Raw genomic sequence first — 23,507 nt, forward strand, 5'->3', positions numbered from 1 at the left:
GCCCCGTCTGCGCCCTCGGCGCCCCGCCCACGCCGTGACCCCGTCAGGAGCCCAGCATGACCCAGGCCGTCGATTCCGCACCCCGTACCGGGAGCGTCGCGCAGCCGTCCCCCGGCGAGACCCGACTCGTGATCGGGCTGCTGCTCGTCTCGGCGTTCGTGGTGATCCTCAACGAGACGATCATGGGCGTCGCCCTCCCCCGGCTCATGGACGACCTCGGCATCAGTGCGGCGACCGGCCAGTGGCTCACCACGGGCTTCCTGCTCACCATGGCCGTGGTGATCCCGGTCACGGGCTTCCTGCTCCAGCGGTTCCACACCCGGCCGGTCTTCACCTGGGCGATGAGCCTGTTCGCCGCCGGGACGCTGATCGCCCTCGTCGCGACGGGTTTCCCGATGCTGCTCGTCGGCCGCATCGTGCAGGCCAGCGGCACGGCGATCATGATGCCGCTCCTCATGACGACGGTCCTGAACCTCGTCGAGCCCGCGCACCGCGGCCGCATCATGGGCAACATCTCGATCGTCATCTCGGTGGCGCCCGCCGTCGGACCGACGATCTCCGGGCTCATCCTCAACGCCTTCTCGTGGCGCTGGCTGTTCGGCTTCGTCCTGCCGATCGCGATCGTCGCGCTCGTCCTCGGCGCCCTGAGGGTCCGGAACGTCTCGACGCCGCGGAAGGCGCCGCTCGACGTGCTCTCCGTGGTGCTGTCGGCCTTCGCGTTCGGCGGCATCGTGTTCGGCCTGTCGAGCCTCGGCGAGGCGGGGTCGACCGGTCCGCTCGTCCCCGTCGCGGCCCTGGTCGTCGGGGTCGTCGCCCTCGTGGTGTTCGTCCTGCGGCAGACCCGTCTGCAGCGCACCGACAGCGCCCTGCTCGACCTGCGGACCTTCCGGACGCGCGGCTTCACGATCCCGATCGTCGCGATGGGGCTGAGCTTCATGGCGATGTTCGGGACGCTCATCCTGCTGCCGATCTACCTCGAGCGCGTGCTCGGGCTCGAGGTCCTGCAGGTCGGGCTGCTCCTGCTCCCCGGCGGGCTGCTCATGGGCCTCCTGTCCCCCGTCGTCGGGCGCATCTACGACCGTCGCGGTCCGCGCGTTCTGCTGATCCCCGGCTCGATCATCATCAGCGCCGTGCTCTGGGCGCTCGCGACGGTCGGCGCGGACACGAGCGTGTGGTTCGTCCTCGGTGCGCACGTCGTGCTGAGCCTCGGCCTCGCCCTGACGTTCACGCCGCTGTTCACCGCGGCGCTCGGCGGGCTGCCGCAGCGCCTGTACTCGCACGGCAGCGCGGTGCTCGGCACCACGCAGCAGCTGGCCGGCGCAGCCGGGACGGCCCTGTTCGTGACGCTCCTGACGATCGGCGCCGCGTCGGCCGGTGCCGGGGCGGACGCCGAGGGCGTGCGCTCCGCGACGGCGTCCGGTGTCGCCACGGCGTTCCTCGTCGGGGCGGTGATCTCGCTCGCCGGGATCGCGACCTCGGCGCTCGTGCGCCGGCCGGACACCCCGGAGGGCGCACCCACGCCCGTCGTGCACTGAGGCCCGTCGGCGCGCACCGCGCCCCGGGTCGAACCACGTTCCCGACGTCGTGGTCCGCGGACACCGCTACCGCGCCGGGCACCCGCGTGGCATCGTGAGGGCATGCGGTCGACGGCGCGCGAGCTGAACTGGTCCGGCACGGTCACCTACTCGGCCCGGCGGGTGGAGCGGCCGCGCTCGATCGACGAGGCCGCCGAGATCGTCGCCCGGGAGTCCCGCGTCCACGGTCTCGGCACCCGGCACTCCTTCAACGACGTCGCCGACGCCCCCGGCGTGCTGCTCGACCTGTCGGACGTCCCCACCGACCTGGTCGTGGACACCGCCGCCGGCACCGCGACCATGGGCGCCGGCACCCGGTACGGCGTCGTCGCGCCCGAGCTCGACCGGGCCGGGGTCGCCCTGCACAACACCGGGTCACTCCCCCACATCTCCCTCGGCGGTGCCATCGCCACCGGGACGCACGGCTCCGGCACCGCCCTCGGCTCGCTGAGCACCGCAGTCCGGGCGTTCGAGCTGCTCGGTCCGGACGGGTCGCGGCGGACCCTGCGCCGTGGTGACCCCGACTTCGACGGCGCCGTGCTGCACCTCGGGCTCCTCGGCGTCGTCACCCGGCTCGAGGTCGACGTCGAACCGACCTACCGGATGCGCCAGGACTCCTACGGTCCGCTTCCGTGGGACGTCTACGTCGCGAACGTCGCCGCGGTCCACGCGAGTGCGTACTCGGTGTGCGCCTACACGGTCTTCGGTGACGAGGTCGGCGAGGTCCTGCTGAAGTCGCGCGTCCCCGACGGTGCGGACGACGTCCCGGTCCCGGACGACCTCGTCGGCGCCCCACGGCTGCCCGGTCGCCCCGCGGACGGCCACCACACCGCCCGGGACGGATCCGTCGGCCCGTGGTGGGACCGGCTGCCGCACTTCCCGATCGACACCGTCCCGTCCCACGGCTCCGAGGTGCAGAGCGAACACTTCGTGCCGCTGCGGCTCGCGGCGCCCGCGCTGGACGCCGTCCGCACGATGGCCGCCCGCATCCAGCCACACTTGCACGTGTGCGAGCTCCGGACGATGGCCGCCGACCCGTTCTGGCTCAGCCCGACCCAGGGCGAGGACGTGCTCTGCATCGCCTTCACCTGGCAGAAGCACCCGGAGGCGGTCGCGGCCCTGCTCCCGGACCTCGAGGCGCTCCTCGCCCCGTTCGACGGCCGACCGCACTGGGGCAAGATGAGTTCCCTGGACGCGGAGACCGTCGAGCGCCTCTGGCCGCGGCTGCCCGACTTCCGCCGGCTGGCGGCCGCGGCGGACCCGCAGCGGACGTTCGCGTCCGCCTTCGGCGAGCGAGTGCTGCGGACCTGAACCGTGCCTCCAGTCCGGCCGTCGATCCCGATCACGTGAGCCGGGTGACCGTCTTCGTCTCGCCGTCCCAGTGACGCACGCCCGCCACGCCCAGCGCGTCCGGCAGCGGTGCCGAGCGCAGCGCGGCGACCGCCGCCCCGAGGTCGACGTCCCGGACCCGACGCGCGAAGGTGACGTGCGGCGACCACGCCCCGGGTGCCGAGGTGTCGACCGTTTCCCGCGTGGCTCGGTGCACGGCCGCGTGGAACGCCGCGAGCGCCGGACCGACCACGACCGCCCGGGCGAGCACCGACCGCCCGGGCCCCGCGGGGAAGAGCAGAACGCCGCCGAGCCGCAGCTGCACGGGCGGGGTCGCGATCGCGTCCGGGACGGTGACGCCCTCGCCGGCGACGACCGTGACGTGCGGGTCGTTCGTGCCGGACCGTCCGAGGCTCGGGAGGTCGGCGAGGGCCAGGGCGTCCCACGCCGCTCGGACGGCTCGGTCGGCGTCGGGGGTGAGGACGAGTTCGATGCTGCGCACGGGACGAGTCAACCAACCGGGCACGTCCGACGGGCTCGTGGACGGCGTCCTGTGGAGAACCACGGGATGTAACACGACGGAACGGGATTGGCCCGGTGCCCCGACCGCCCGTCACACTCGATCGCACACCGCGGACCACCGCGACCCCACAGCACGGCCCACGAGGAGCACCCATGTCCGCAGCACCCGTCCTGCCCGAGAAGCCGAGGAGCAAGCGCCCGATCGGCTGGATCATCGCCGCCGCGGTGGTCGTCGTCGCGATCGTCGTCGCCGTCATCGTCGGTGCCGTCCGTTCCGGCGGTTCGGAAAGCACCGCCGCCGGCGGCGCGAAGAAGACCGTGACGATCGGTGTCGCCGACAAGTCGCTCGGCTACTGGAGCACGTACACGAAGCTGGCGAAGGACGAGCTCGGTGTCACGGTGAAGCTCACCAACTTCTCGGACTACTCGCTGCCGAACCCCGCGCTGAAGGACGGCCAGCTGGACATCAACCAGTTCCAGCACATCCAGTACCTGGCGGACTACAACGTCACGTCGGACGACGACCTGCAGCCGATCGGTTCGACCGCCGTGTACCCGCTGCCGCTCTACGCGACGGACTACACGAAGACGAGCGAGCTGCCGAAGGACGCCAAGGTCGCGATCCCGAACGACTCGATCAACCAGGCGCGGGCGCTCCTCATCCTGCAGTCCGCGAAGCTCCTCGAGCTGAAGGACGGCGGCTCCGCGTTCTCGACGACGACCGACATCACGTCGTCGAAGGTCGACGTCCAGCCGCTCGACGCCTCGCAGACCGCGAACGCCCTGCAGCAGGGCTCGGTCGCCGCGGCCGTCGTGAACAACAACTTCGCCACCGCGGCCAAGCTGCCGACGAGCGACATCATCTTCCAGGACGACCCCGCGAGCGCGAGCGCCGCCCCGTACGTCAACGTCTTCGCCGTGCGCGACGCCGACAAGGACAACAAGACCTACCTGGACCTGGCCAAGCTCTTCCAGGACTCGGCCGTGCAGAAGGCCTTCAAGCAGGACCTGCCCGAGGCGGTCGCCCGCGACGAGAGCGCCACGAAGCTGCAGGACGAGCTCGCGAAGGTCGAGCAGGACGCGAAGGCGGCCAAGCAGTAGTGCCGGTCCTCGTCGAACTCCGCGGCGTCTCGAAGCACTACCGCCGCGCCGACACCGGCGAGACCGTGGTGGCCGTCGAGGACGTCTCCCTGGACGTGCACCAGGGAGAGGTCCTCGGCGTCATCGGGTACTCCGGTGCCGGCAAGTCCACCCTGGTCCGGCTCGTCAACGCCCTGGAGCTGCCCTCGTCGGGCAGCGTCACGGTCGGCGGACAGGAGCTGACGGCGATCCCCGAGCGGGACCGCCGTCTGGCGCGTCGGAAGATCGGCATGATCTTCCAGCAGTTCAACCTGTTCCGGTCCCGCACGATCGCCGGCAACGTCGCGTACCCGCTCAAGGTCGCCGGCGTCGCGAAGGCCGAGCGGGACCGCCGCGTGGCCGAGCTGCTCGACTTCGTCGGGCTGCTCGAGCGTGCCCACGCCTACCCGGAGCAGCTCTCCGGCGGGCAGAAGCAGCGCGTCGGCATCGCCCGGGCGCTGGCCTCGAACCCCGAGCTGCTGCTCGCTGACGAGGCCACGAGTGCCCTCGACCCCGAGACCACGGCCGAGGTCCTCGCGCTCCTGCGCCGCGTCAACCGGGAACTCGGCGTGACGATCATCGTCATCACCCACGAGATGGACGCCGTCCGCCAGATCGCAGACCGGGTGGCCGTCATGGAGCAGGGCCGCGTGGTCGAGGTCGGCGACGTCTACGACGTGTTCGCGGACCCGCAGACCGGCGCCGCCCAGCGGTTCGTCCGGACCGCGCTGCACGACCGGCCCTCCGGCGAGCAGCTCGCCCGGCTCCGCGAGCACCACGGCGGTCGGCTCGTCACGGTGCGGATCACCGACGAGGTCGGCCTGCAGAACCGGATCGACGCCGCCTGGCGCGATGCCGGCGTCGGCGCCGAGCTCGTCTTCGGCGGCGTCGGTGAGATCCGGGAGCGCCGGATCGGGTCCCTGACCTACGAACTGACGGCGCCGGACCCGGCGGCCGTCGACCGGGCGGTCGGCGCTCTCCGCGCCGGGGGCATCACCGTGGACGAGGAGGTGGCAGCGTGAACGGCAACGGCTTCCAGAGCGTGATCGACACGTCCGACGTGTTCTTCGCCGCGATCCGCGACACCCTCGTGATGACGCTGGTGTCCCTCGTCGTCGCCGGGGTCATCGGCCTGGCACTCGGACTCGTCTTGTACGCCACCCGTCCGGGCAACCTGCTCGGCAACCGGACGATCCACACGATCGTCAACGTGGTCGTGAACATCGTCCGACCGATCCCGTTCGTGATCTTCCTCGCGGCGATCGCGCCCCTGTCCCGCGTCGCCGTGCAGACCACGATCGGGGTCCCCGCGGTGACCTTCGCGATCTCCCTCGCGGCGTCGTTCGCGGTCGCCCGGATCGTCGAGCAGAACCTGCTCGCTGTCGACCCGGGTGTCGTCGAGGCCGCACGGGCCTCGGGCGCACACCCGGTGTCGATCCTGCTGACCGTGCTCATCCCGGAGGGCATCGGGCCGCTCATCCTCGGGTACACGTTCATCTTCGTGGGCATCGTCGACATGACCGCGCAGGGGGCGCTCATCGGCGGCGGCGGTCTCGGCGAGTACGCGATCGTGTACGGGTCGCAGCGGTACGACTGGTGGATCGTCTACGTGTCCGTCGCGGCGATCGTGGTCATCGTCCAGCTCGGACAGTTGGTCGGCAACCGGTTGGCGCGCGCCACGCTGCGTCGCTGACGCGACGCGACCACCCCACGGACGGGAGGCACGGTGCCGGCTGGCACCGTGCCTCCCGTCCGTCGTCGGTGCGGCAGACCGCCGGGCCGCGCGCCGAGCGGGCCACATCTGTCGCGCTCGGCGCGACCTCCCGACGTTCCGTGCACGCTCGGCGCCCCGCACGCGGCGTGTCCTGCACGCTCGCGCGTCGATGCCCGAGCCGGGCGGCCGCGCGCCGAGCGGGCCACATCTGTCGCGCTCGGCGCGTCCACTCGGCGTCCGTGCACGCTCGGCGCCCCGCACGCGGCGAGTCCTGCACGCTCGGCGGCCCGCTGGCACCCGCTCCGGCGCTCCGCCGTGCGAGCGTCCCGTGCGAGCGGCCTGCCCGTCAGGCGGCGGGAGCCTCCGGTACGCGGACCGCGCCGGTCGCACCCGGGTGCTCGTAGTGCGCCCGGACCAGGATCGGCCGGTGGTCGGAGATGCCCGCGGGCAGGGTCTCCACGCCCGCGATGTGCAGGCCGACGCTCGTGGCGAAGTCGAAGTGGCCCGTGAACTTGCGGTAGCGCAGGTAGGTGGGCTGGTCGGACAGCGACAGCGCGAAGCCGTGCTCCTCGATCTTCCGGCGCAGGTTCGTCTGGAACCACGGGTAGTTGAAGTCGCCGACCATGATCGCCGGAGCCTCGTCCGACAGGTCGCGGACGAACTGGTGCGCGGCCTCGATCTGCTTGCGGCGCAGGGAGTTCGTGGCGGTGAGCGGCGAGGCGTGGAAGGAGGCGACGATGACCTCGGTGTCTGCCTCGGTGTCGCGGAGGCGCATCGCGATGAGGCGCTCGTGCGCGGGCGCGAGGACCCGGTCGTGCAGGGACTTCTGCAGTGAGTGGATGCTGAAGTCCTCGACCTCGAACCGGTCGTCCCGCTTGTAGATCGCCAGACCGAGTCGGTTCGCCTTGGTGGAGGCCGCGAGCGAGAGCCCACCGACCTGAGGCGCGAGGTCGTTGCTGTCGCACTCCTGGACGCAGATGACGTCGGCGTCGGACGCCTCTGCGAGGGCGGCGAGCTCGCCGTTGGCGGTGTGCTCGCGCAGGTTGTAGCTCACGACGCGCAGGGCCGTCGGCTCCACAGCCGCGTCGGCTGCGATCGATCCCTGCTGCTGTGGCCCGGCCATGCTGCCTTCCGTCCTGGGTGTCTCGGTCACCCTGCCGCGGTCACCGTACTCGGCTGTCGCGGACAGTTGCTGTGACCGTAGCGCACCCCGGGTTTCGCGCGTGTGACCGTGTCGGAAACGGATGACGGCGCGGCCCGGCCCCGCGCCGCGCCGCGCTCAGGCCCGCGCGCGCCGCACGGGCCGGACGGTCTCGCCGGCGGTCCGGCTCATGAGCACGCCCTCCAGGCAGGCCACCGCGAGCAGCGCCGCGACCACCCAGAACGCCACGTGGTACGGCCCGGACCCGCCGAGGCCGGCCGCTGCCCGGATCGCGACGGCGGCGACCGCGACGCCGAACCCGGCGGCGACCTGCTGCAGCGTCGACGACAGGGTGTTCGCCGGCGTCATGTCCGCCTGCTCGACGTCCGCGAACGCGATCGTGTTGTACGCGGTGAAGCCCACTGACCGTGCGGCGCCGCTCACCACGAGCAGGAGCGCGAGGAGCCAGAACGGGGTGTCCTCGGTCATGAACACCATCGCGACGACCGTCAGCGCGGCGACGGCACTCGACACGACGATGACCGGCCGGTACCCGAACCACCGCAGGAACGGCGTCGTCATGGGCTTGATCCCGAGGTTGCCGACGAAGACCCAGAGCACGGCCGAACCCGCGAGGACGGCGCTCCACCCCCACGCGTCCTGGAACAGCAGCGGCAGGACGAACGGCACCGCCGAGACGGCCAGGCGGAACAGGCTGCCGCCGGCGTGCGAGACCCGGAAGGTCTCGAGCCGGAAGGACTCCAGCCCCATGATCGGGTGCGGCGCGCGGCGGAAGTGCCGGACGGCCTGCCAGGAGCACACCGCGCCGACGATCCCGGACACGACGACCGCGACCACGGGGATGTCGTCGAGCGCGAGCAGCGAGGCCATCACGACGAGGGCACCGAGGCCGAAGCACGCCAGCAGCGACCCGAACCAGTCGAACGGCACCCGTTCCGGCGCGCGCTCCTGCGGGACCAGGACGAGCGCCGCGACGAACGCGACGACGCCGAGGGGGATGTTGACGAGGAAGATCCAGTGCCAGCTCAGGGTGTCGACGAGCACCCCGCCGACGAAGGGCGCGACGATCGGTGCCGCGAGTGCCGGCCAGGTCAGGATCGCGATGGCGCGGACGAGCTGGTCCCGCCCGGCGCTCCGCAGGACCACCAGGCGGCCGACCGGCACCATGAGCGCCCCACCGAGGCCCTGCACGATGCGCCAGATCGTCAGGTCGACGAGTCCCGTCGCCATCGCGCACAGCCCGGAGGCGACCGTGAAGAGCACGATCGCGCCCGCGAAGACCGTGCGGGAACCGATCCGGTCCGTGAGCCACCCGCTGACCGGGATGAACACCGCGAGGGTGACGAGGTACGCCGTGATCGCGACGCCGACGGCCGCGGAGTCGACCCCGAGGTCCCGTCCCATCGCCGGCGCAGCGGTCGCGAGGATCGTCCCGTCCAGGAGCTCCATGAAGTAGGTGCCGGCGACGAGCACCGCCACCGCCGTGCTCCCCCGCCGTCGGGTCGTCGTCATCGTCGTCATGTCGCCTCGAATGCTATGCCCGCTCGGTTTCCGCCACACCCGGGATGGTTCTGCACCGCACAATGGGGAGGACGACGACGTTGCCCGGCGGCGCCTCCCCCGTGGACGGTGGGACCACCGCGACCAGCAGGAGGACCGATGGCCACCACCCCCGACCGCCCGGCCGCACCGGAGCGCGAGGACGCCGCCGACCGCCCCGCCACCGTGACCGACAAGGGCGCACCCGATCCGGCGGCACCGGCACGCCCCCACGTGCTCGACCACGCGCACCTGCCCGTCATGACCCTCCGCGACTCCGCCCTGGCGCACAACACCGCCGTCATGCAGGCCTACGTCGACCGCCACGGCCTGCTGCTCGCCCCGCACATGAAGACCCACATGGCGCCAGCCCTGGTCGAGCGGCAGCTCCGCGCCGGCGCGTGGGGCGTCACGGTCGCCTCCGTCCAGCAGGCGATGGTGGCGTGGGCGCACGGCGTGCGCCGCGTCCTCGTCGCGAACGAGGTGCTCGACCCGGCGGGCCTCGACTGGCTCGCCACCCGCGGCGAGGCCACCGACGCGAGCACCGGCACGGACGCGAGCACCGAAGCACCGGCGGCGACCGCACCGACACCCGTCGACGTCCTCTGCAACGTCGACTCGCTCGCCGGCGTCGCCGCCGCCTCCGCCGCGCAGGCGCGCACCGGCGGCACGGTCCACGTCCTGGTCGAGGTCGGCTTCCCCGGTGGCCGCACCGGCGTGCGCTCCCCCGCCGAGGCCCGCACCGTCGCACAGGCGGCCGTCGACGCGGGCCTGGTCCTCCGGGGCGTCACCGGGTACGAGGGCGGCCTGCCCGACGTCGACACCGCCCGACGCTGGGTCGCCGGCGTCGCCGCCGTCGCAGCCGACCTCCGTCCGCTCGTCCCCGCTGACCGGATGCTCCTCAGCATGGGCGGCAGCGCCTGGTTCGACGGCGTGGTCGACGCGCTCGCGGACCGGCCCGCCGACGTCGACGTGCTGCTCCGCTCCGGCGCGTACCTGACCCACGACGACGGCTTCTACGCCGAGCGCACGCCCTTCGGCCGCCGCCCCGAAGAGGGCTCCCTCCGCCCGGCGATCGAGGTCTGGGGCCGCGTCACCTCGTGCCCGGAACCGGGTCGCGCCTTCGTCGCGATCGGCAAGCGCGACGTCTCCTTCGACGAGGGCCTGCCCGTCGTGCGGGGGATCCGGCCTGGAGGCACGGCGCACGACCCGCAGGTCGTCCCGCCACCCGGGGCGGTCACCGTGGTGCGCCTGGACGACCAGCACTGCTACCTCGCGCTGACGGACGACGCACCCCGGCTCACGCCGGGCGACGTCGTCGTGCTCGGGGTCTCGCACCCGTGCACGGTGTTCGACAAGTGGCGTCAGGTGCGGATCCTCGACGACGACGACACCGTCGTGCAGACGATCGGGACGTGGTTCTGATGACCGCGGAGGTGCCGGCCCGGAACGCCGCGCTGTCGCTCCGCCGCGGGCTGCGGCTGCTCGAGCACGTCGCGGACCGGACCCGGGGCGGCGCCGCGTCGGTGTCCCTGACCGAGCTCGCGGCGGAGCTCGGCACGGCGAAGTCGACCGTGCTGCGACTGACGGCCCCGATGCTCGAGACCGACCTGCTCCGCCGGACGCCCGAGGCCGGCTTCACGCTCGGGCTCGGCGCGCTGCTGCTCGGGCAGAGCTACCTGGAGGGCATCGACCTGCGCGCCGCCGCGGCACCGTTCCTCCGCCGGACGGCCGAGGCCACCGGGCTCACCTGCCACCTGGTCGTCCCGGACGGCACCGACATCGTCTACGTCGACAAGGTCGAGACCCGGGGCACCGTCCGGATGGGGTCGCGGATCGGGAACCGCCTGCCGATGCGGAACACGGCCTCGGGCAAGGCGATCGTGGCGTTCGGCGAGCCCGAGCTCCTGGCACAGGTCCTGGCCGTACCGGCCGTCGCGATGACCGACCAGACGATCACGGACGACGACCGCTGGCGGCAGGAGGTCGAGCGGACCCGCGCGCGCGGCTACGGCATCGACGACCGCGAGAACGAACCGGGCATCCGCTGCGTCGCCGCGCCCGTGCTCGACCACGCGAACCAGGTCGTCGGGGCGATGAGCATCTCCGGGCTGGCCTCCCGCTTCCCCGCCGCGGCCGTCCGGGAGCTCGGCGAGGGCGTCGTCCGGACCGCACTCGAGGTGTCGGTGGCGCTCGGGTCGTCCTCCGCCGGGCTGGCCCTCGCCCGCACCGCGAGCTCCGGCGGCGTCCGGTGACCGAGCCGACCGGCGCCGTGCTGACCGTCGGCGAGACGATGCTCCTGCTCAGCGGGACCGAGCCCGGCGAGGTCGCCGAGCTCGAACACCTCCGGGTCGACACCGGCGGCGCCGAGAGCAACGTCGCGATCGGGCTCGTCCGGGCCGGCGTCCCCGCGACGTGGGTCGGTCGGGTCGGCGCGGACCCGGCCGGCGACCGCGTGCTCCGCGACGTCCGCTCAGCCGGGGTCGACGTCGTCCCCGTGGTCGACCCCGACCGCTCGACGGGCCTCATGGTCAAGGAGCGCCTGCACGACGGCCGCACGCGGGTGACCTACCACCGACGGCACTCCGCGGCGTCGGCCCTCGTGCCGGAGGACGTCCCCGCCGGACTCGTCGAACGTGCGGCCGCGGTGCACCTGACCGGCATCACGCTCGCCCTGTCCGACACCGCGCGGGCGACCGTACAGGCCGTCCTCGACCGCGCCGACGCCGCCGGGGTGCCGGTGTCGTTCGACGTCAACCACCGGGCGAAGCTCGTCGACGCGGCGACCGCCCGGGGGGTCTACCGCGCGGTCGCCGAGCGCGCCGACGTCCTGTTCGCCGGTGACGACGAGGCCCGCCTGCTCCTGGGCCTCGGCGACGACGAGGGCACCGACGAGGACCTCGCCCACGCGCTCGCCGCCGTGTCGCGGGGCCCCGCGGTCGTGAAGGCCGGGTCGCGCGGGGCCGTCGCGGTCGTCGACGGACGGACCCTGCGGCGCCCGGCCACACCCGTGCGGGTCGTCGACCCGGTCGGTGCCGGGGACGCGTTCGTCGCCGCCTGGCTCGCCGCGACGCTGACCGGGGCACCGCCGGAGACCGCGTTGGACCGCGCCGCCGACGCCGGGGCGCTCGCGTGCACGGTCGCGGGCGACTGGCGCCGACCCGACCCCGCCGCACTGCACCGCCCGGACACGCCGGACACCGCCGACGTCCACGACCGCGTCGACCGCTGACACCGCACGACCGCACCACACGACCGCACCGCACCGCACCGCAGACCACGAGCCGCGACCACCAGGAGCCCGCATGACCGACACCGCCCCGCACCCCCGCCACCGGCACGCCGCGGGTCCCGCCGTCGCGATCCTCCGCGGCGGGACGGGCGAGCACGTCGAGGCCGTCGTCACGACCCTCGTCGAGGCCGGGGTCCGCGCGGTCGAGCTGACGACGAACACCCCGGGCTGGCGCGAGGGCATCGCCCGGACCGTCGAGCGCCACGGCAGCGGCGTCGCGGTCGGCGTCGGCACCGTGATGGAGCCCGGACAGGTCGACGAGGCGGCCGCCCTCGGCGCGACCTTCGCGGTCAGCCCGCACACCGACCCCGCGATCGGCGAGAGGGCCCACGCACTCGGACTCGGCTGGTACCCGGGCGCCGCGACGCCGAGCGAGATCGTCCGCGCGTGGCAGCTCGGCGCCCGTGCGGTGAAGGTCTTCCCCGCGGCGCAGCTCGGCGGCCCGGCGTTCCTGCGCCAGGTGCTCGCCCCGCTCGACTTCGTCGACGTCGTCCCGACGGGCGGCATCGGCATCGACGACGTCCGCGAATACCTGGCGGCGGGTGCGGTCGCCGTCGGGCTCGGGTCCCCGCTCGTCGGCGACGCGCTCGTCACCGGCGACCTGGCGTCGCTGCGGGAGCGCGCGACCCGGCTCGTCGCGGAGACGACACGGTGACCGCGGCACCCCAGGGCGCTTCCCCGGTGCTCCTCCGCGGTGGCGCCGTGGTCGGTCCGGACGGCCCGGCCCGCGCGGACGTGCTCGTCCGGGACGGCCGGATCGCGTCCGTCGGGCCGGCGGTGCGCCCACCGTCGGACGCCGTCACGGTGGACTGCGGCGAGCGCCTTGTCCTGCCCGGCTTCGTCGACGCGCACTCCCACGCCGGTTCACGCGTCTTCGACGAGGACGTCCAGGAGACCCTGCTGCGCCAGGGCGTCACGACGATCGTCACGGGCCAGGACGGCGTCGGCCCGGCACCGGGCGACGGGACGTGGGCGGACCGGTACTTCGCGGCGATCGACGGCCCGCACCCGCGGTACCGGGGCGGCGGGACGGCGGCGCTGCTGTCGACGTACGACGGCACCACCCCCGTGAACGTGGCGACGCTCGTGCCGGCCGGGACGGTCCGGCACGAGGTGATCGGCGACGAGGACCGCCCGGCGACCCCCGACGAGACCGCACGGATGCGGGCGCTCGTGCGCACCGGGCTCGCGGAGGGGGCGGTCGGGCTCGCGAGCGGGCTCGACTACGTGCCGGGGGTCTCCGCCGACGCCGACGAGCTCGCCGCGCTGTGCGCCGAAGTCGCGGCGGTGGACGGGCTCTACGTGACCCACATGCGCGGTGGGTACGAGGCGAACGTCCGGACCGGGCTCGACGAGGTCGCCGCGATCGTCCGGGCCTCCGGCGTCCGGGCGCACGTGTCGCACCTGCACGGGCCGGTGCCGACGGTCCTCGGGGCGCTCGACGACCTGGCGGCCGCGGGCGTGCCGTTGTCGTTCGACGCCTACCCGTACTCGCGCGGCTGCACGATCCTGTCGATGCTGCTCCTGCCGTCGGCCCTCGCCCGTCCCGGCAGCGAGGACCTCGCCCGCGCGGTCGCCGACCCCGAGGGCCGCGAGCGGGTGCGGGCCGCCGCACTCGAGCGGGTGACGGGTCGCGCCGACCTCGGCCCCGGGTGGGCGGGGCAGGTGACGCTGTCGCACGTGCCGTCCGCCGCGCACCACGGACTGCAGGGCCGGACGCTCGCGCAGGCCGCAGCGGACACCGGGACGGCCCCGGTCGACCTGGCGCTCGACGTGCTGCTCGCCTCCGCGCTGCAGGTGACCGTGGTGATGCGGGTCCCGGAGCCCCGCACGCCCGAGCAGCTCGCGCCGCTCTTCCGCCACCCGGGGCACACGGCCGGGTCGGACGGCATCCACGTCGGCACCCACCCGCACCCGCGCGCGGCCGGCACGTTCGCGCGGTACCTCGGCGACTTCGCCCGGCCCGGGCTGCTCACGTGGGACGAGGCGCAGCGGCACCTCGCGACGACGGCGGTCGGGCTGCACGGGCTCGGCGACCGCGGCGTGGTCCGCGCCGGCGCGGTCGCGGACCTCGTCGTGGTCGACCCCGAGCGGGTCACGTCCCGGGCGACCTACGCGGCGCCGACGCTGCGGGCCGAGGGCATCGACGACGTCCTCGTCGCCGGGGTCCCGGTGCTCGCCGCCGGTCGCACGACGCACGCGACCCCCGGCGTCGGGCTCCGTCGCGCACGCTGAGCGCGGGGAACGGACCGCCGCCGGGGATGGTGGGTGAGGACCTGCTCAGTCCTGGCGGTCGGGCAGCACGGCGACGACGTCGATCTCGACGAGGATCCCGGCGAGGTGCGACTGCACGGTGGTCCGCACCGGGTACGGCTCCGAGAAGTGCTTCGCGTACTCCTCGTTGAAGGCCGGGAAGTCCCGGTCCGAGTGCTCGAGGTGCACGGTGGACTTCACGACGTCGTCCAGGGTCGCGCCGTGCTCGGCGAGGACCGCGGCCACGTTCGCCAGCACCTGCGCGGTCTGCCCGGCGACGTCGTCGGCCATCGCCCCGGTGGCGGGGTCCTGCGGGCCGAAGCCCGCGGTGTACAGGAAGCCGTTCGCGACGATGCCCTGGCTGTACGGGCCGGCGGGCTCCGGGGCGTTGTCGGTCACGATGGCGGTCTTCGGCACGGGGCCTCCTCGGTTCGGTCCAGCGGGTCGCCACCAGGGTAGGGGTGCCGACGTCGCCGGGACCGGCCACGGGGCGGAGCCGTTCCGGTGCGCACAACGCGGGGCGTGCCTCCCGGCCGTGCCCGGCGACCGACCACCCGCGTGACGTGCGCGTGGCACGCAGGGGTCCAGGAACGGACGGCTACCCTCGGGACGTGCCCACCCTGATGCCCGGACATCGCGGAGCGGGCCGGTGAGCCGGTACGACGGCGTCGTCGCCGGCACCCTCGCGAACGGCCGACGTCGTCTCGTCGACCTCGCCACCGCGCTGCCCGCCTGGGCCGCGGTCCTGCTCGTGTGGACCGGTGGCCGGGTCGTCTCCACGTTCTGGCTCGCGCTCGCCTACCCGTTGATGGGGCGGGCGATGCCGGACAACGCGGTGTGGGGCAACGGGCACGGGTTCCTGGCGTTCCTGACCGCGTGGGACGGGCAGTACTACGAGCAGATCTCGGTGCACGGGTACCCGACGACGCTGCCGCTCGACGCCGGTGGGCACGTCGCGCAGAACTCGTGGGCGTTCCTGCCCGCGTTCCCGTTCGCGATCCGGGCGCTGACCGCCTCGACGGGGCTGCCGTTCGAGGTCGGGGCACCGCTCGTGGCCCTGCTCGCCGGGCTCGTCGCTGCGTTCCTGCTGCACCGGCTCGTCGCCGACCACGCCGGGCACGCCGCCGGGATGTGGGCCGTCTTCTTCTTCACGTGCGGGCCGCTGTCGTTCCTGCTGCAGGTCGGCTACGCCGAGAGCACGTTCCTCGCGCTGACCTTCGGGGCGCTGCTCGCGCTCGAGCGCCGGCGGTACGGGCTGCTCGCGCTGCTCGGGGTCGTCGCGGCGTTCACCCGGCCGGGGGCGTTGGCGATCCCGCTCGTGCTCGGGGTCGTCGCCCTGGTGCGGTGGATCCGCGCACGTCGGGCCGCCGCCGGCACCGGGGTGCGGTCGCTCGACGCGTTCCCCGTCGCGGAGCGGGTCCGGGTCGTCGCAGCGGGGGCCGTGACGGCCGCAGCCGGGGTCGCGTGGCCCGTGATCGCGTCGCACGTGACCGGTCGGCCGGACGCGTACCTCGAGACCGAGATGTCCTGGTGGGTGAACTTCATCGGGCGGGTCGACTTCGTGCCGATGACGCCGTGGTTCCTCATCGCCCTGCGCTGGATCGGCGTCGGCGGGGTGTTCATCGTCGTGTTCCTGCTCGTGGCGTACCCCGTGTGGCTCCTGCGTCGCTCGACCCGGAAGCTCGGGCAGACGACGGTGCTGTACTCGGCGGCGTACGCGCTGTACATCTTCGCGGTGTCGTTGCCGATGGCCTCGACGCCCCGGTTGCTCATGCCGCTCGCGCCGTTGTTCGGCTCGCCGGAGCTCGTCGCGCGCCCCTGGATGCGGTGGACCTTCGTGAGCTGCGCGCTCCTCGGGCAGCCGGTGCTCGTCGCCGTGCTGTGGTTGCTCGGCCCGCCCTGACCCGGGCCGGTCGGGCCGGGCCGGGCCGGGCCACCCCGACCGCGAAACGCAACGTGGGCGGTTCCTCGCAGTGACATTCCGCTGCGAGGAACCGCCCAGTTTGCGTTCCGCGAGCCCGCCAGCCCGCCCGCCTGCCTAGAGTTCGACCGTCCCGTGGTCACCCGTGTCCGGCTGGCTCTGCTTGCCGAGCGCGGCCTTCAGCGTCTGCACGAGGCTCCCCACGGGTCCGGTGTCCTGCGTCCAGTACTCGACCGAGTCCCCCTCGACGGTGAGCAGCCGGATCGTGGGGTCCTGCCGTCCCTCCGGGAACCAGGCCTCGGCGAAGGGCGACCACAGCTCGTCGATGACGCTCACGTCGCGGGTCACCGTGGCGCGTCCGGCGATCGAGAGGTACCCGCCCTGCGACTCGATCGCCACGTTGACGTGCGGGTTGCGGGCGATGTCGGTCACCTTCTCGCTGCCGTCCTGCACGAGGAACCGCAGCGTCCCGTTGAACGCCTTGTCCTGCACGGCGAGGGGCCGTGCGTGCAGCTGACCGTCGTCACTGACGGTCGTGAGCAGGGCGGTGCGTGCTCCGTGGACGATGTCCGAGATGGCGGCGCGCTGGTCTGCCTGCGTGTCGGTCATGATGCTCCTGTTCGTCGTGCGCCCCGTTGTGCTCGACGTCCGGCCGGGCAGTGCCGGGCGCGTTCCGTTCCGACCAGTCTGCCCCTCGACGCTGGACGCGTCCGACCCGGCCTGGAGGCACGTGGCAGCACCCGCCGCACACTCGCGTCCCCGGGCGCGCACCACCGCGACCGGCGGCAGCGCCGACGCTCAGACGGCGGGTTCGCGGATGGTCGTCTCGACGTCGACGACCTGCGGCACGCGGGGCATGGACGCGAAGCCGAACGCCACGGGCGGGTCGAGCGGGGCGAGCGTCCCGAGCGGCTCCCCCGCCCAGGTCCCCGACACCGCGGTCACGTCGTGGGCCCCGGTCACGCCGTAGTACTCGCGACGGCCGTTGCCCGCCGAGCCGGCCGTGCCGGACCCCGGCGAGACGAGCCGTGCGACGGGGTCGATCAGGGCGAGCCACCGGGGGTCGCGGGCGATCGGCTTCGGCACGATGCGCAGGACCCGTCCGAGCGGTGAGATCCCGCCGACGTCGATGGTCGCCTGCAGCGGTCCGGCGTCGAGCTCGAGGCCGCGCGCCGTCCGCCGGGCACGGACGTCGACGACCGAGACGGTGTCGAACCGGTAGGTGCCGGACACGTACGCGGCGACGATCTCGTCCGGCGCGAGCAGCACGCTCGACCCGTCGGCGAGCTCGAGGAACACGTCCGTGAACGACCCGAACGGCGAGCGGTCCCACATGCCGACCACGATCCGCACGCCGGAGGTCGTCCCGGCGCCGAGGATCCGGCCGCGGAAGCGTCGTTCGGTGGTCCCGTTCGGTCGCAGCATGGCGCCGACCGTACCCGCGCCGACCGTGAGCCGACGTGACGGACGTGCCCCGTGCCTCCAGGCCGGCGCAGCCGCGGTCCGCAGCCGGCGACCGCGTGCCTACGGGACCGGGACGGGCTCCGCCAGGAGCTCGCGCACCCGCGGGGCGACCCGCGTGCCGTAGAGCTCGATGGACCGCATCATGTCCTCGTGCGGCAGGCGACCCGTCGCGTACCGCATGTCGAAACGCGAGACGCCGAGGATCCGCATGTTCCGCGCGATCTTGCGCGCGACCGTCTCGGGCGACCCGACGTACAGCGACCCGCCGGCGGACAGCCCTGCCTGGTACTGCGCGAGGTCGAGGGGCGGCCAGCCGCGCTCCCGACCGAGGCGGTCGGTGACGGCCTTGTGGTACGGCCAGTAGCGCTCGGCGGCCTCCTCGTCGGTCGCGGCGACGAACCCGGGCGAGTGCATCGCGATCGGCTGCTGCGGGAGCTCGAGCTGCGTGAGCGCCTGGCGGTACAGGCGGGAGAACGGTGCGAACTGTGCGGGCTGCCCGCCGATGATCGCGAGGAACAGCGGCAGCCCGTACGAGGCCGCACGGATGACGGACTGCGGGGAGCCACCGACGCCGATCCACGTCGGGATCGGACCGTGCTCGAGCTTCGGGAAGACGTCCTGGTCGGTCAGGGGCGCACGCTTCGTGCCGCTCCAGGTGACCTTGTCGCCGCCGCGCAGGGCGTTCCAGAGCTGGAGCTTCTCCTCGAAGAGGACCTCGTAGTCGCTCAGCTCGTAGCCGAACAGCGGGAACGACTCGGTGAACGAGCCGCGGCCCAGGATTACCTCGGCGCGACCGTCCGAGATCGCGTCGACGGTGGCGAAGCGCTCGTAGACGCGCACCGGGTCGTCGCTCGACAGCACGGTCACGGCGCTGCCCATGCGGATGCGCTCGGTGCGCGCGGCGATCGCGGCGAGGACGACCTCGGGGGCGCTGACCGCGTAGTCCTCGCGGTGGTGCTCCCCGACGCCGATGAAGTCGATGCCGACCTGGTCGGCGAGGACGGCCTCGTCCACGACCTCGCGGAGGCTCTGCGCCTGGCTCCGGACGGTCCCGTCGAGCCGCTCGGTGACGTCGCCGAAGGTGTCGAGGCCGAGCTGCACCGGGCCGATGCGCTCGGGTGCGGGCGGCGGGACGTCCGAGGGACGGTCGGTTCCGAATGCGTTGCTCATGGCGCGCCTCCTGATCGATGCGTTTGCATGAATATAGCACAGCGCTCGGTCGTCGGCCAGACCCCGCGGGTACCGTCCCGCGCATGCCGAACATCCCCGACCAGACCGGCCGCCGCATCGTCGTGACCGGTGCGAACAGCGGCACCGGCAAGGAGACCGCGAAGCGCCTGGCCGCCGCCGGCGCCAGTGTCGTCCTGGCGGTGCGGACCCCCGCGAAGGGCGAGGACGCAGCAGCCGACATCCGCCGCGAGCACCCCGCGGCCGACCTCGAGGTGCGCGAGCTCGACCTGGCGGACCTGTCCAGCGTCCGCCGTTTCGCGGACGGGATCGCCGCGGACGAGCGGCCCCTCGACGTGCTCGTCAACAACGCCGGGGTGATGGCGCCGCCCGAGCGCTTCGAGACGTCGGACGGGTTCGAGCTGCAGTTCGGCACGAACTTCCTCGGCCCGTTCGCGCTCACGAACCTGCTCCTGCCGACCTTGCTGCGCGCGGGCGGCGGCGCAGGTGCAGGCGCAGGCGCAGGCGGTGCGAGCGACGCCGGCGGCGGTGTCCCCCGCGTCGCGACGATGTCGAGCCTCGCCGCGATCCCCGGCCGCATCCGCTTCGACGACCTGCAGTGGCACCGCGGCTACAACCCGTGGCGCGCCTACGCCCAGTCGAAGCTCGCCGACCTGCTCCTCGCGCTGCACCTGCACCGCCTGACGGTCGAGCGCGACTGGTCGCTCGTGAGCACCGCCGCCCACCCGGGCTACACGCGCACGAACCTGCAGTCCGCGGGACGGTCGCTCGGGCGCTCCCGGCCGGTGCGGTCGAGCGACCGTGCGCTGCCGTTCACGCAGGCCGTCGAGCAGGGCGCCGAGCCGCTGCTGTACGCCGCGGTCGGACCGGCAGCGGTGGGCGGGGCCTACTACGGGCCGAACGGACCGGCGGGCCTGACCGGTCCGACCACGACGGTCACCGTGCCGCGGAGCGCGCGGAGCGCGGACCTGGCGCGGTCCCTGTGGGCGGTCGCCGAGGACCTCACCGGGACGCAGGCGCCCGCCTGACCCCGGGCCGCCGGTCCGGCGGCTGGTCGAGCGGCCGGTCGTCGGTCCGGCGGGTGGTCGGGTCGCCGGCCTGGAGGCGCGGTGCCGCTTGCGTCCCGCCGGCGTCAGAACCGCAGGCGGTCGCGGGCGAACGACTCGATGACCGAGGCCTCGATCGCCCGCTGCCCGCGCGCCGTCGGGTGCACGTCGTCGGACTGCATCCAGTCGGCGTGCCCGCGGAGGGGATCGCCGATGTCGACGTAGGTCCCGCCGTCCTTCCGGGCGGCCCGGTGCATCGCGTGCGAGATCTTCGCGAGCTGCGCCGGCGGGGCCTGCTCGTTCCAGATCGCGCTGAGCCCGACGACCCGGGCGGCGGGCAGCAGCCGGTGCACCTCGGCCACGAGCTGGTCGGTCTGGCTCTTCACGACGGCGTCGTCCTCGCCGAGGTCGTTCGAGCTCGCCTGGATGAACACGACCTGCGGCCGCTCGTCCACGGCACGTCGGACGAGGGTCGGGTAGGCACTCGCGCACTCATCGGCGTCGCCCTCGGCCACGACCCCGGCGCCGTCGCACGAGAAGTTCGTCAGCTGCCACCGCTCGGTCCGGGCGAGGAGCGACGGCCACGCCTGCTCCGGCGTCAGGCCGTGCCCGGCGGTGATCGAGTCGCCGATCACGACGATGCGCTCCCCCGGCGCGTGGTCCCACGCCCGGGTGGTCGCACTCGGGTGCGGGGTGGCCGGGGCTGCCGCCGAGGTGCTCTCCGTGCACCCGGCGAGGAGGCCCGCGGCGACCACCGCGGTCAGCGCGACGAGCACCGTGCGGCGTCGTGCGGGAGCGGGGCGTGCGGATCGGGTCACGAGCCGTGACCGTACGCCGTCCCCGGGCGGCGGGACCGCCCCGGTCGCTGCCGGTCCCCACAGGGTTCGCGCTCTCGCCGGGTGCCCGTTCCGCGCGTGGGATGCCGTTCCGCGCGTCGAAGGCCGTTCCGCGCATGGGAGACCGCCCCTTCCGACACCCCACGCGCGGATCGGCTTCCCATGGCAAGCGCGATGGGCAGGAACGCGCGGGGCAGGCCGCCCCGGGTCAGGCGCGGTGCAGCTCCACCGAGCCGTCGAGCCGCCCCGGCCGCTCGAGCCGCGCGTGCTGCAGCACGGTCCGGTCCCGCCCGACGGCAGCGGCCACGATGGACAGCGTCGCGACGTGCCCGTCCGGCTCGACGGCGTCGCGGAGGATCGCGTCCGGGTCGTCCGACGGCAGCGCGGCCGACTCGGCGAGGAGCCCGAACCACCCGCTCCACCCGTCGCCGGCGTCCGTCCCGGCGTCGGCGGTGCGGAGTTCGTCGAACGGGCCGAGCACCGGCGGCGCGGTGGGTGCGGGTGCGGCGCGGAAGGCGTCGAGCCACCGGCCGATCCGGGGCGCGGCGGGGTCGTCCGGTGCTCCGTGGGTGACCATGTGCACGCCGGGGCCGAGGTCGGTCGTCCGGACCGCCTCGCCGTTCCAGGTCGACACCGTGACCCCGTCGGCCGTGGCACGGACGAGGTTGAACGCCCGGGTGGTCGGCAGCTGCCCGTCGGCGCCGGGCAGCACCCCGTCGACGGCGTCGAGCGGGACGACGCCCCGGGTCGTCCACGTGCCGTCGGTGCTCGGCACGGGCTCCGCACGGTTGAGCACGACCGCGAGCCCGGCGGTGTCGGACGCCGCGAGCCACGCGCCTCCGGCCGATCGGTCGCGCACGCCGCGTACCGAGGGGTCGCGCTCCGGCCACCACGCGGCCGGCGGGTCCCACGGCCGGTCGGGGGACTCGTCCCGCAGGGCGAGCACGGTGACGGGCCACTCGCCCGCGGGGTCGACGCGGACGACGACGGTGCACATGGGGTCGATCCTCGCACGACCGTCCGGGTAGCGTGACCGGCGTGGATGCTGCAGCAGCTCGCCGTCTGACCGTCGTCGTCGGGATCACGGGCGGGATCGCCGCCTACAAGGCCGTTGGGGTCGTGCGGGACCTCGTCAAGCGCGGGCACGACGTGCACGTCGTCCCGACCGAGGGCGCGCTCCGCTTCGTCGGCCTGCCCACCCTCGAGGCCCTGAGCCGCAACCCTGTGACCACGAGCGTGTGGGACGACGTGTCCGAGGTGCGCCACGTGGCCCTCGGCCGGCGCGCGGACCTCGTCGTCGTCGCACCGGCCACGGCGGACTCGATCGCCCGGATGGCCGCCGGGCTCGCCGGGGACCTGCTCGGCACGACCCTGCTCGCGACCGAGGCCCCCGTGGTCCTCGCCCCCGCGATGCACCCGCAGATGTGGGAGCACCCGGCGACCGTGGCGAACGTCCGGACCCTCGAGGGTCGCGGCGTGCACCTGGTCGGACCGGTCGTCGGGGCCCTCACGGGCGACGACGCCGGCATCGGCCGGATGGCGGAGCCCGACGAGATCGTCCGCGCGGCGCTCGCGGTCGTCGCCGAGCCCGGAACCGGGAGCGGAACCAGCACCGGAACCGGAGCCAGCAACGGAACCGGGAGCGGGACCGGAACCGGAGCCAGCAACGGAACCGGGAGCAGGACCGGAACCAGCACCGAGCCCGGCCACACGACCGACGCGAGCCGGCCCGCCGGGCGTGGGGCGAGCCTCCAGGCCGGTCCCGGCGCCCGCGGCGAGCAGGGCGACCTCGCCGGCGTCCGCGTGGTCGTGAGCGCCGGCGGCACGCGCGAGCCCTTCGACCCCGTCCGCTTCGTCGGGAACCGGTCGAGCGGCCGCCAGGGCGTCGTGATCGCAGCGGACGCGGCCCGCCGCGGCGCCGTCGTGACCCTCGTCGCCGCGAACGTGGACGGCGGGCTCACCGCCGGACTGGACGCGACGGTGGTGTCGGTCGGCTCCGCGCAGGAGCTCGCCGACGCCGTGCACGCGGCGGCGGCCGAGGCGGACGTCGTCGTGATGACGGCCGCGGTGGCGGACTACCGGCCGGCCGAGGTCCGCGAGGCGAAGCTCAAGAAGGACGACCAGGGCGACCGGTTGACGCTCGAGCTGGTGCGGAACCCGGACGTGTTGGCCGATCTGGTGGCCGCGCGGCGGACCGGCCAGATCATCGTCGGGTTCGCGGCCGAGACCGAGCCCGACCGCGAGGCCCGGCTCGCCCTGGGCCGCGCGAAGATCGCCAGGAAGCCCGCGGACCTGCTCGTCGTGAACCACGTCGGGTGGTCGTCGGGCTTCGAGCGCGAGGAGAACGCCATCGAGGTGCTCGTCCCGGGCGGCCACGTGGTGCGGGAGACCTCGGGGACGAAGGCCGAGGTGGCGGCGGCGGTGCTCGACCTCGTGGCGACCGCCCTCACCTGACCGACGCAGGCCGCACTCCGCAAGCGACGCCGGCCGCACGCCGCGGCCGACCGCACGTCCCGTGCACACGCAGGCCCGGGCGAGCACGATGGAC

At 74.1% G+C, this 23,507-nt stretch carries 22 protein-coding genes; 13 read left to right on the top strand and 9 right to left on the bottom strand.

The window, feature by feature from the left end; all coding sequences use genetic code 11:
- Positions 1-56: 56 nt before the first annotated feature.
- Both LQK89_RS11825 and LQK89_RS11830 read left to right on the top strand, forming a co-directional pair.
- Positions 57-1,535 (top strand): MDR family MFS transporter, encoded by a 1,479-nt coding sequence (locus tag LQK89_RS11825; RefSeq protein ID WP_231049196.1) that lies wholly within the window; start codon positions 57-59, stop codon positions 1,533-1,535.
- A 102-nt stretch (positions 1,536-1,637) separates the two neighbouring features.
- Entirely contained in the window at positions 1,638-2,885 is a 1,248-nt protein-coding gene (locus LQK89_RS11830; RefSeq protein WP_231049197.1) for a D-arabinono-1,4-lactone oxidase, read from the top strand.
- Positions 2,886-2,916: 31 nt separating this feature from the next.
- On the opposite strand, the gene LQK89_RS11835 is transcribed toward LQK89_RS11830, so the two are convergent.
- Positions 2,917-3,405: a 2'-5' RNA ligase family protein gene (locus LQK89_RS11835; RefSeq protein ID WP_175325399.1), complete on the bottom strand. Its 489-nt coding sequence runs from the start codon at positions 3,403-3,405 to the stop codon at positions 2,917-2,919.
- Positions 3,406-3,578: 173 nt separating this feature from the next.
- Here LQK89_RS11835 and LQK89_RS11840 point away from each other — a divergent pair, with 173 nt between their 5' ends.
- Genes LQK89_RS11840 through LQK89_RS11850 form a run of 3 tightly spaced genes read left to right on the top strand, consistent with a single transcriptional unit; the run spans position 3,579 to position 6,237 of the window.
- Positions 3,579-4,526 carry a MetQ/NlpA family ABC transporter substrate-binding protein gene (locus LQK89_RS11840; RefSeq protein WP_231049198.1) on the top strand — a complete coding sequence of 316 codons (948 nt, stop codon included), beginning with the start codon at positions 3,579-3,581 and terminating at the stop codon, positions 4,524-4,526.
- The gene (locus LQK89_RS11845) at positions 4,526-5,566 is read left to right on the top strand and encodes a methionine ABC transporter ATP-binding protein (RefSeq protein WP_180224882.1); all 1,041 of its coding nucleotides are present in this window, start codon (positions 4,526-4,528) and stop codon (positions 5,564-5,566) included. The genes LQK89_RS11840 and LQK89_RS11845 overlap by 1 nt, the downstream gene beginning before the upstream one ends.
- Positions 5,563-6,237, top strand: a complete 675-nt coding sequence (locus tag LQK89_RS11850) for a methionine ABC transporter permease (RefSeq protein ID WP_231049199.1) — start codon at positions 5,563-5,565, stop codon at positions 6,235-6,237. Before LQK89_RS11845 ends, LQK89_RS11850 begins: the two co-directional genes overlap by 4 nt.
- A gap of 367 nt (positions 6,238-6,604) precedes the next feature.
- Here LQK89_RS11850 and LQK89_RS11855 read toward each other — a convergent pair whose 3' ends face one another.
- Together LQK89_RS11855 and LQK89_RS11860 are read right to left on the bottom strand one after the other, a co-directional pair.
- Positions 6,605-7,381: an endonuclease/exonuclease/phosphatase family protein gene (locus LQK89_RS11855; protein ID WP_083519868.1), complete on the bottom strand. Its 777-nt coding sequence runs from the start codon at positions 7,379-7,381 to the stop codon at positions 6,605-6,607.
- Positions 7,382-7,537: 156 nt separating this feature from the next.
- Positions 7,538-8,941 (bottom strand): MFS transporter, encoded by a 1,404-nt coding sequence (locus tag LQK89_RS11860; protein ID WP_217507704.1) that lies wholly within the window; start codon positions 8,939-8,941, stop codon positions 7,538-7,540.
- 138 nt (positions 8,942-9,079) lie between these two features.
- Between LQK89_RS11860 and LQK89_RS11865 the strand changes: the two genes are divergently transcribed.
- The 5 genes from LQK89_RS11865 (at position 9,080) to LQK89_RS11885 (ending at position 14,486) form a co-directional block, all read left to right on the top strand.
- Positions 9,080-10,384, top strand: a complete 1,305-nt coding sequence (locus LQK89_RS11865; RefSeq protein WP_231049200.1) for an alanine racemase — start codon at positions 9,080-9,082, stop codon at positions 10,382-10,384.
- A complete protein-coding gene (locus LQK89_RS11870; RefSeq protein ID WP_174779400.1) occupies positions 10,384-11,214 on the top strand; it encodes an IclR family transcriptional regulator in 831 nt (276 codons plus the stop codon). Before LQK89_RS11865 ends, LQK89_RS11870 begins: the two co-directional genes overlap by 1 nt.
- On the top strand, positions 11,211-12,191 hold the full coding sequence (locus tag LQK89_RS11875; RefSeq protein ID WP_231049201.1) for a sugar kinase: 981 nt from the start codon (positions 11,211-11,213) through the stop codon (positions 12,189-12,191). Before LQK89_RS11870 ends, LQK89_RS11875 begins: the two co-directional genes overlap by 4 nt.
- A gap of 73 nt (positions 12,192-12,264) precedes the next feature.
- On the top strand, positions 12,265-12,906 hold the full coding sequence (locus tag LQK89_RS11880; RefSeq protein WP_231049202.1) for a bifunctional 4-hydroxy-2-oxoglutarate aldolase/2-dehydro-3-deoxy-phosphogluconate aldolase: 642 nt from the start codon (positions 12,265-12,267) through the stop codon (positions 12,904-12,906).
- Positions 12,903-14,486 carry an N-acyl-D-amino-acid deacylase family protein gene (locus tag LQK89_RS11885; protein ID WP_231049203.1) on the top strand — a complete coding sequence of 528 codons (1,584 nt, stop codon included), beginning with the start codon at positions 12,903-12,905 and terminating at the stop codon, positions 14,484-14,486. The genes LQK89_RS11880 and LQK89_RS11885 overlap by 4 nt, the downstream gene beginning before the upstream one ends.
- Positions 14,487-14,531: 45 nt before the next feature.
- On the opposite strand, the gene LQK89_RS11890 is transcribed toward LQK89_RS11885, so the two are convergent.
- Positions 14,532-14,921: a RidA family protein gene (locus tag LQK89_RS11890; protein ID WP_231049204.1), complete on the bottom strand. Its 390-nt coding sequence runs from the start codon at positions 14,919-14,921 to the stop codon at positions 14,532-14,534.
- Positions 14,922-15,153: 232 nt separating this feature from the next.
- Here LQK89_RS11890 and LQK89_RS11895 point away from each other — a divergent pair, with 232 nt between their 5' ends.
- The gene (locus tag LQK89_RS11895) at positions 15,154-16,407 is read left to right on the top strand and encodes a hypothetical protein (protein ID WP_231049205.1); all 1,254 of its coding nucleotides are present in this window, start codon (positions 15,154-15,156) and stop codon (positions 16,405-16,407) included.
- A gap of 135 nt (positions 16,408-16,542) precedes the next feature.
- Here LQK89_RS11895 and LQK89_RS11900 read toward each other — a convergent pair whose 3' ends face one another.
- The 3 genes from LQK89_RS11900 to LQK89_RS11910 form a co-directional block, all read right to left on the bottom strand.
- Positions 16,543-17,034 carry a pyridoxamine 5'-phosphate oxidase family protein gene (locus LQK89_RS11900; RefSeq protein WP_231049206.1) on the bottom strand — a complete coding sequence of 164 codons (492 nt, stop codon included), beginning with the start codon at positions 17,032-17,034 and terminating at the stop codon, positions 16,543-16,545.
- A gap of 189 nt (positions 17,035-17,223) precedes the next feature.
- Positions 17,224-17,850 (bottom strand): hypothetical protein, encoded by a 627-nt coding sequence (locus tag LQK89_RS11905; protein ID WP_058741406.1) that lies wholly within the window; start codon positions 17,848-17,850, stop codon positions 17,224-17,226.
- 99 nt (positions 17,851-17,949) lie between these two features.
- The gene (locus LQK89_RS11910; RefSeq protein WP_114849773.1) at positions 17,950-19,059 is read right to left on the bottom strand and encodes an LLM class flavin-dependent oxidoreductase; all 1,110 of its coding nucleotides are present in this window, start codon (positions 19,057-19,059) and stop codon (positions 17,950-17,952) included.
- An 83-nt stretch (positions 19,060-19,142) separates the two neighbouring features.
- Between LQK89_RS11910 and LQK89_RS11915 the strand changes: the two genes are divergently transcribed.
- The gene (locus LQK89_RS11915) at positions 19,143-20,105 is read left to right on the top strand and encodes an SDR family oxidoreductase (RefSeq protein ID WP_231049207.1); all 963 of its coding nucleotides are present in this window, start codon (positions 19,143-19,145) and stop codon (positions 20,103-20,105) included.
- 104 nt (positions 20,106-20,209) lie between these two features.
- Here the strand turns inward: LQK89_RS11915 and LQK89_RS11920 are convergent, their stop codons facing one another.
- Both LQK89_RS11920 and LQK89_RS11925 read right to left on the bottom strand, forming a co-directional pair.
- Positions 20,210-20,941 carry an SGNH/GDSL hydrolase family protein gene (locus LQK89_RS11920; protein ID WP_231049208.1) on the bottom strand — a complete coding sequence of 244 codons (732 nt, stop codon included), beginning with the start codon at positions 20,939-20,941 and terminating at the stop codon, positions 20,210-20,212.
- Between the two features lie 226 nt (positions 20,942-21,167).
- The gene (locus tag LQK89_RS11925; protein ID WP_231049209.1) at positions 21,168-21,956 is read right to left on the bottom strand and encodes an NRDE family protein; all 789 of its coding nucleotides are present in this window, start codon (positions 21,954-21,956) and stop codon (positions 21,168-21,170) included.
- A gap of 41 nt (positions 21,957-21,997) precedes the next feature.
- Between LQK89_RS11925 and LQK89_RS11930 the strand changes: the two genes are divergently transcribed.
- On the top strand, positions 21,998-23,413 hold the full coding sequence (locus LQK89_RS11930) for a bifunctional phosphopantothenoylcysteine decarboxylase/phosphopantothenate synthase (protein WP_442874047.1): 1,416 nt from the start codon (positions 21,998-22,000) through the stop codon (positions 23,411-23,413).
- The last annotated feature ends 94 nt before the right edge of the window (positions 23,414-23,507 follow it).

It is taken from the genome of Curtobacterium sp. C1 (genome assembly GCF_021049325.1).
Classification (GTDB): domain Bacteria; phylum Actinomycetota; class Actinomycetes; order Actinomycetales; family Microbacteriaceae; genus Curtobacterium; species Curtobacterium citreum.

Bases quoted from the DNA above. Each gene is read 5' to 3' on its own strand.
- LQK89_RS11825 (WP_231049196.1), top strand. From the start codon at position 57: ATGACCCAGGCCGTCGATTCCGCACCCCGTACCGGGAGCGTCGCGCAG.
- LQK89_RS11830 (WP_231049197.1), top strand. From the start codon at position 1,638: ATGCGGTCGACGGCGCGCGAGCTGAACTGGTCCGGCACGGTCACCTAC.
- LQK89_RS11840 (WP_231049198.1), top strand. From the start codon at position 3,579: ATGTCCGCAGCACCCGTCCTGCCCGAGAAGCCGAGGAGCAAGCGCCCG.
- LQK89_RS11855 (WP_083519868.1), bottom strand. From the start codon at position 7,381: ATGGCCGGGCCACAGCAGCAGGGATCGATCGCAGCCGACGCGGCTGTG.
- LQK89_RS11860 (WP_217507704.1), bottom strand. From the start codon at position 8,941: ATGACGACGATGACGACGACCCGACGGCGGGGGAGCACGGCGGTGGCG.
- LQK89_RS11865 (WP_231049200.1), top strand. From the start codon at position 9,080: ATGGCCACCACCCCCGACCGCCCGGCCGCACCGGAGCGCGAGGACGCC.
- LQK89_RS11870 (WP_174779400.1), top strand. From the start codon at position 10,384: ATGACCGCGGAGGTGCCGGCCCGGAACGCCGCGCTGTCGCTCCGCCGC.
- LQK89_RS11880 (WP_231049202.1), top strand. From the start codon at position 12,265: ATGACCGACACCGCCCCGCACCCCCGCCACCGGCACGCCGCGGGTCCC.
- LQK89_RS11900 (WP_231049206.1), bottom strand. From the start codon at position 17,034: ATGACCGACACGCAGGCAGACCAGCGCGCCGCCATCTCGGACATCGTC.
- LQK89_RS11905 (WP_058741406.1), bottom strand. From the start codon at position 17,850: ATGCTGCGACCGAACGGGACCACCGAACGACGCTTCCGCGGCCGGATC.
- LQK89_RS11910 (WP_114849773.1), bottom strand. From the start codon at position 19,059: ATGAGCAACGCATTCGGAACCGACCGTCCCTCGGACGTCCCGCCGCCC.
- LQK89_RS11915 (WP_231049207.1), top strand. From the start codon at position 19,143: ATGCCGAACATCCCCGACCAGACCGGCCGCCGCATCGTCGTGACCGGT.
- LQK89_RS11925 (WP_231049209.1), bottom strand. From the start codon at position 21,956: ATGTGCACCGTCGTCGTCCGCGTCGACCCCGCGGGCGAGTGGCCCGTC.